We start from the raw sequence: 4,263 nt of genomic DNA, 5'->3' as shown, positions 1-4,263 counted from the left end.
TCCCGTCGGTCGTAGAGGGTGTTTGGATCCGCGCCAAATGATGTAGCTCGGTCACTACATAGATATAATAAATATTTCTGTCATGACAGATTGAAGGATTGATGTCTGTCAGGCTGTATTCAAAAGAGGAGCAGAATGAAGGTTACCGCCGTGGGGAACCGAAAGGGCGGGGTGGGCAAGACGTCCGTAACCCTCGGCCTTGCCACAGGACTCCGTCTTATCGGAAAAAAGGTCCTGGTCATTGACCTGGATCCGCAGGCGAATGTCACCGATGCATTGGAAGGCGCTGGCGAATTCGACATTTTTGATGTCCTATACGGAGGGGAAGCCGGCACGCTTGGTCAGGCCATTACGACAACGTCTTGGGCTGGCATTGACCTCATTCCTAGCTCTGAATCATTGGCTAGGTTGGAGTCCGAAAGCATCATGACTCCGGAAATGCGGCTCAAGGCCGCCGCTTGGGGGGCTAAAGAGCTTGAGGATTACGATCACGTACTCATTGATTTGCCGCCAGCCCTCGGAAGACTAACCCTGAACGGGCTGATTTGGGCGGACCGAGTACTAGTCGTCACCGAGCCGGCCGCATTCTCCGTCAAGGGCGTGACCGAGTTCCTAGACACAGTCAAGAAGGTACAGTCACTGCCTCACTTGAATCCCGATCTGAAGTTCCTTGGCATCATCATCAATAAAACTAGTTCACCGCTGACTGGTGAGCATGCCTTTCAGATTGGCGAGCTTGAAGCGGAGTACGGGAGTGATGTGATGGATCCGCATCTGCCCCTTCGAACGGCGATGCAGGATTCCATCAGCAGCAGGGCTCCGCTGACAAAAATTAACAGCAGGGGAGCGGCGATCATGACAGAGAAGTTTGTGGCGCACGCGCGATTCTTGGACGAGGAGAACTGATGGCAGTGGAGAGAAAATCATCCCTTCGCAAGGCGCCTGTAGTGGACGTCGTGGACTCCCTAACCGCAGGAGCAACAGAAACGTCGAACCCCAAAGCCGGCGTTCCGTCGGCACTTGAGGTCAGGGCGGCTAGAGCGCAGCAGGAGCCTGTTGCAGCACGAGGGCCAGGACCTGGGCGTCCCAGGAGTAAAAGACGGATGGAGCCATTTTCATCCAAAATCGAAATCGAACTCCGCGATGAACTTGATGCCTACATTGAAGCCACCGGAATCACGATCACCGATTTTCTTGACGAAGCAATTCGCGCACGTCTGACAAAATAATTCCGTCCAGACAGAATTAATTATTTGATTTGCCCCTGCCGGAGTTTCCTCTGGGTCCGAGAATGCTCTTGGCGGATCCACGACAGCCTTAAAGAGTCAGTTGCCGCGCTTACTGGTAGTCGCCTTTTGCTCGCGCGGACTCTAGCTTTGGGATATGGGACTGGGGCGCGGAGTGCTTTGCGGACTGACTGGAGGAGCTTCGGCTGCGCTATTGACTGGATCCTCGGTCGACTCATGGATATGGGGGAGTGAGGGCGCCAAGGTGATTGAAGCAACGGAAAAGCTCATTGATGACTTGGCTAAGGGTGATACGTTTCGGTGACCCTCCCGATTGGTCTTCGCTATCTGCTGGTGAGCCGGAGACGTTTACCGGCAAGTATTGGAAAGACCAAGCAGCGCTTGATCCGAAGTGGAGCATCAACCTAGAGGATTTACCAGAGGGCGCAGCAGTGGGTACTTCCTTCCCGGGCGATGTCTTCTTCCGTGAGACTGACGGCGAACTCTGTGCTATCGATGTCATCTGGGCAACGCTTAGGGCAGTGGGATAGTACAAATGAAATATTTGCCTGTCCGTAAGGGGGATCCTTTGCCGGGCAGGATCGTCTGGCTGGCAGCAGAGGTAGGGTCATCTGCATGATGTCGAGAGGAGTTTGATTCGAGATGGATACGACTCATCGCAGTATGAGCCAACAGCGCAATTGGCTGAAGATGCTTTTTTATGGCTCGATCGCCAGCGGAGTGTTGGCGCTACTAACGGCAGGATTGACCTTAATCCTGTTCCAGGAAATTGAGAGCAGAGGTGACGTTACCAACGCGCAGGATTTCGGCTGGCGCGCAGTCGCGCTTGCCGTGTTGTCCGTCGTGCTCTTCACTGTCTACCTCATCCGTCGCAATGCGCAGCGTCGGAGATTCCCACAAACGTAGAAGTATCCCTCAACCCCGTGACGTGATCATGGTGCCGATACAACGAGCAATTGAGGCACTCTTCTGCAACGACAGCCTCCTCCTTACAGTCCGCTGAAGGATCCCTAATCGGCGCCGGCCGGATCCCTCAGAGCCAGGCGTGGCACCCAGGGCTGGCCGGCTGAACCACGCCATGCGGAGGCATCAGGATGGTGCTTCAGTTTTGCTCGTGGGTACAAGGATGTTGTCTTGGATCTTTGCCCATCCAGAGGACTCCAGCTCGGTGGTGTTATACCCATCTGCTACGAGGATCGCCGTTACTTGATCCGGTCCAGACGTCCTAAGCAATTCGCCTTCTGTGGCGTCGCTGCAACCGGAATTCCACAGCGTCGGATCTGCAGGAACGGCAATTAGACATGTGTTCTTACCGTCGGCGCTTCGCCCCAGAAAATACTTCTTACCGCCAGCCTCTGCAGCGAGCACAACTTTGTCCAACTCGATATCCGACAGAGTGACGGCAGGAGGAAGCTCGTTGGTCGATGCTGCCGTACTCTCTAGGATTTTCAGGCCGGGTGCGTAGGAACATCCGGTCAGAAGGATTCCGGCAGCGAAGAGAATTGCTAGAAATGAGAAAGTTCCGGTCTTGATGGTGCTGCCCCCTCAGGCTGTCCTATGCCGACATCATAGCCTCGTGAATGTCCTTCCTCTGGGTCAACTGACGCTTGGGTCACTGAACCAAGTCTTCCGAAGCGTCACGACTCCCAAGGAACGGACAAGCCAAAGACTGCAGACTGCCCGGTGAAGGATCCCTTACCGGACGCACCTATTGAAACGCGATGGTCCTGAACCAGAGTTACATGCTCATGAGTCCGCGTATAGGCGCGATTGGCCGGTTGTATTGGAGCCAGGCTTGCAGCTGTACGAACGAACAGTCCGTCAGATTTTCCGGACACTGGACCAGAGCGCGCCAAGCGTTGTCATTGCTGGGGCATCGTCTAACAGCACGTGGTACTTGGCTTCCTCTGCGGATGTAGCTCGAACGCTTTCAAAGAATTTTGCCAAAGTGTAGCCACTGCAGTTGACCGCGGTGAGAGACCTCTTCCGTGCAAGTGATGCATTCGGGTGGTTATTGACGAAGTCAACTTCGTCAGGGAAGCGAAGAGCGAGTATTTCGAGAACTTCCGTCGGAACTGCCGGGTTCTGCGTCAATCCCATAGCGTCCTCACCCGGTCGTTCCACAGCGATGAAATACATGGCATCGAGTGCTAAAGACTGGTTGGCTACAAGGGTAAATTGTTCGCCCGGGTCTCCATGAACGGCATAGAACAACGCGGCAGCACCCGGCAGATCGGGAGAGTCTAGCTTCCCTGACCATTCTGCATGGACAGTCATGTTCCTCCTACTACTTGCAAACTTGGTTGTAGTTGACTCTGCAGCACGTCAGTAGTTAGGGCGAATCCAATCAGAGATGGGTAGGAATTCGGGCATGATTTCCGGATCAAAATGCACCCCTGTCTCGACCTCGGTCAAAATGACGACATCTCCCAACACGGCTAGCTTCTCGATGATTCCGGTGGACCGATTAATTACAGCCGTGGCCCGAAAGGCCGGATCTTCTCTGTGCTCAAAAGTGATCAATAGCGACCGTTGGCCGATCTCTTGGATGAGCATCGGGTAGAAGCCCTCGCCGCGCCTGCCCCACATAAGAAGCGCATCTGGGTAGAGCATCCGGACGATCTCTGGCATGCCGCAGGGGAATGCAAATTCCGTCGAAGCCTCCCCATCCTGCACGAGCCAAGTACCTACTGCCGACGCCCTGTGGCCCTCGTCGTCGACCAGGTGCCATGACTGCGCGTTCGCATCAAGATGGGCAACAAACTGATAGTGACTTTGTCCCGACTGACGGACGCCTTTTGCTCGCACGGGAGTGTGCGTTCCCAAAGCTAAGATCTCGTCCAGGACACTGGGGCTGTCGATTTGGCCGAGGATCGTATCAAAATTCATAGCCCATCCTGACCACAGAACACCACAAAAGAAACATCGCCCCGCCGGACCGTCCCGGAAAGCGCGCCTTTCAAGGCGATTTCGTCCGTTAGAGGATCCTCTACCGGACGGCTCAGGATATATGTGG

At 54.7% G+C, this 4,263-nt stretch carries 5 protein-coding genes; 3 read left to right on the top strand and 2 right to left on the bottom strand.

Annotation, left to right across the window (positions count from 1 at the left end):
* The first annotated feature begins 135 nt into the window (after positions 1 to 135).
* The 3 genes from ASF72_RS16800 to ASF72_RS16790 all read left to right on the top strand — a co-directional run bounded on the left by ASF72_RS16800 (position 136) and on the right by ASF72_RS16790 (position 2,153).
* A complete protein-coding gene (locus ASF72_RS16800) occupies positions 136 to 906 on the top strand; it encodes a ParA family protein (RefSeq protein ID WP_056600756.1) in 771 nt (256 codons plus the stop codon).
* Positions 906 to 1,229, top strand: a complete 324-nt coding sequence (locus ASF72_RS16795; protein ID WP_056600754.1) for a hypothetical protein — start codon at positions 906 to 908, stop codon at positions 1,227 to 1,229. Before ASF72_RS16800 ends, ASF72_RS16795 begins: the two co-directional genes overlap by 1 nt.
* Before the next feature lie 681 nt (positions 1,230 to 1,910).
* Positions 1,911 to 2,153 (top strand): hypothetical protein, encoded by a 243-nt coding sequence (locus ASF72_RS16790; protein WP_056600752.1) that lies wholly within the window; start codon positions 1,911 to 1,913, stop codon positions 2,151 to 2,153.
* A 915-nt stretch (positions 2,154 to 3,068) separates the two neighbouring features.
* Here ASF72_RS16790 and ASF72_RS20460 read toward each other — a convergent pair.
* Entirely contained in the window at positions 3,069 to 3,524 is a 456-nt protein-coding gene (locus tag ASF72_RS20460; RefSeq protein WP_157371045.1) for a hypothetical protein, read from the bottom strand.
* Positions 3,525 to 3,572: 48 nt separating this feature from the next.
* On the bottom strand, positions 3,573 to 4,136 hold the full coding sequence (locus ASF72_RS16785; RefSeq protein ID WP_056600750.1) for a hypothetical protein: 564 nt from the start codon (positions 4,134 to 4,136) through the stop codon (positions 3,573 to 3,575).
* Positions 4,137 to 4,263 lie beyond the last annotated feature (127 nt).

The organism is Arthrobacter sp. Leaf141 (assembly GCF_001424565.1).
Lineage (GTDB): Bacteria > Actinomycetota > Actinomycetes > Actinomycetales > Micrococcaceae > Arthrobacter.
The sequence above is the reverse complement of the archived record's forward strand: the minus strand, read 5'-3'. Positions and strand labels throughout refer to the sequence as shown.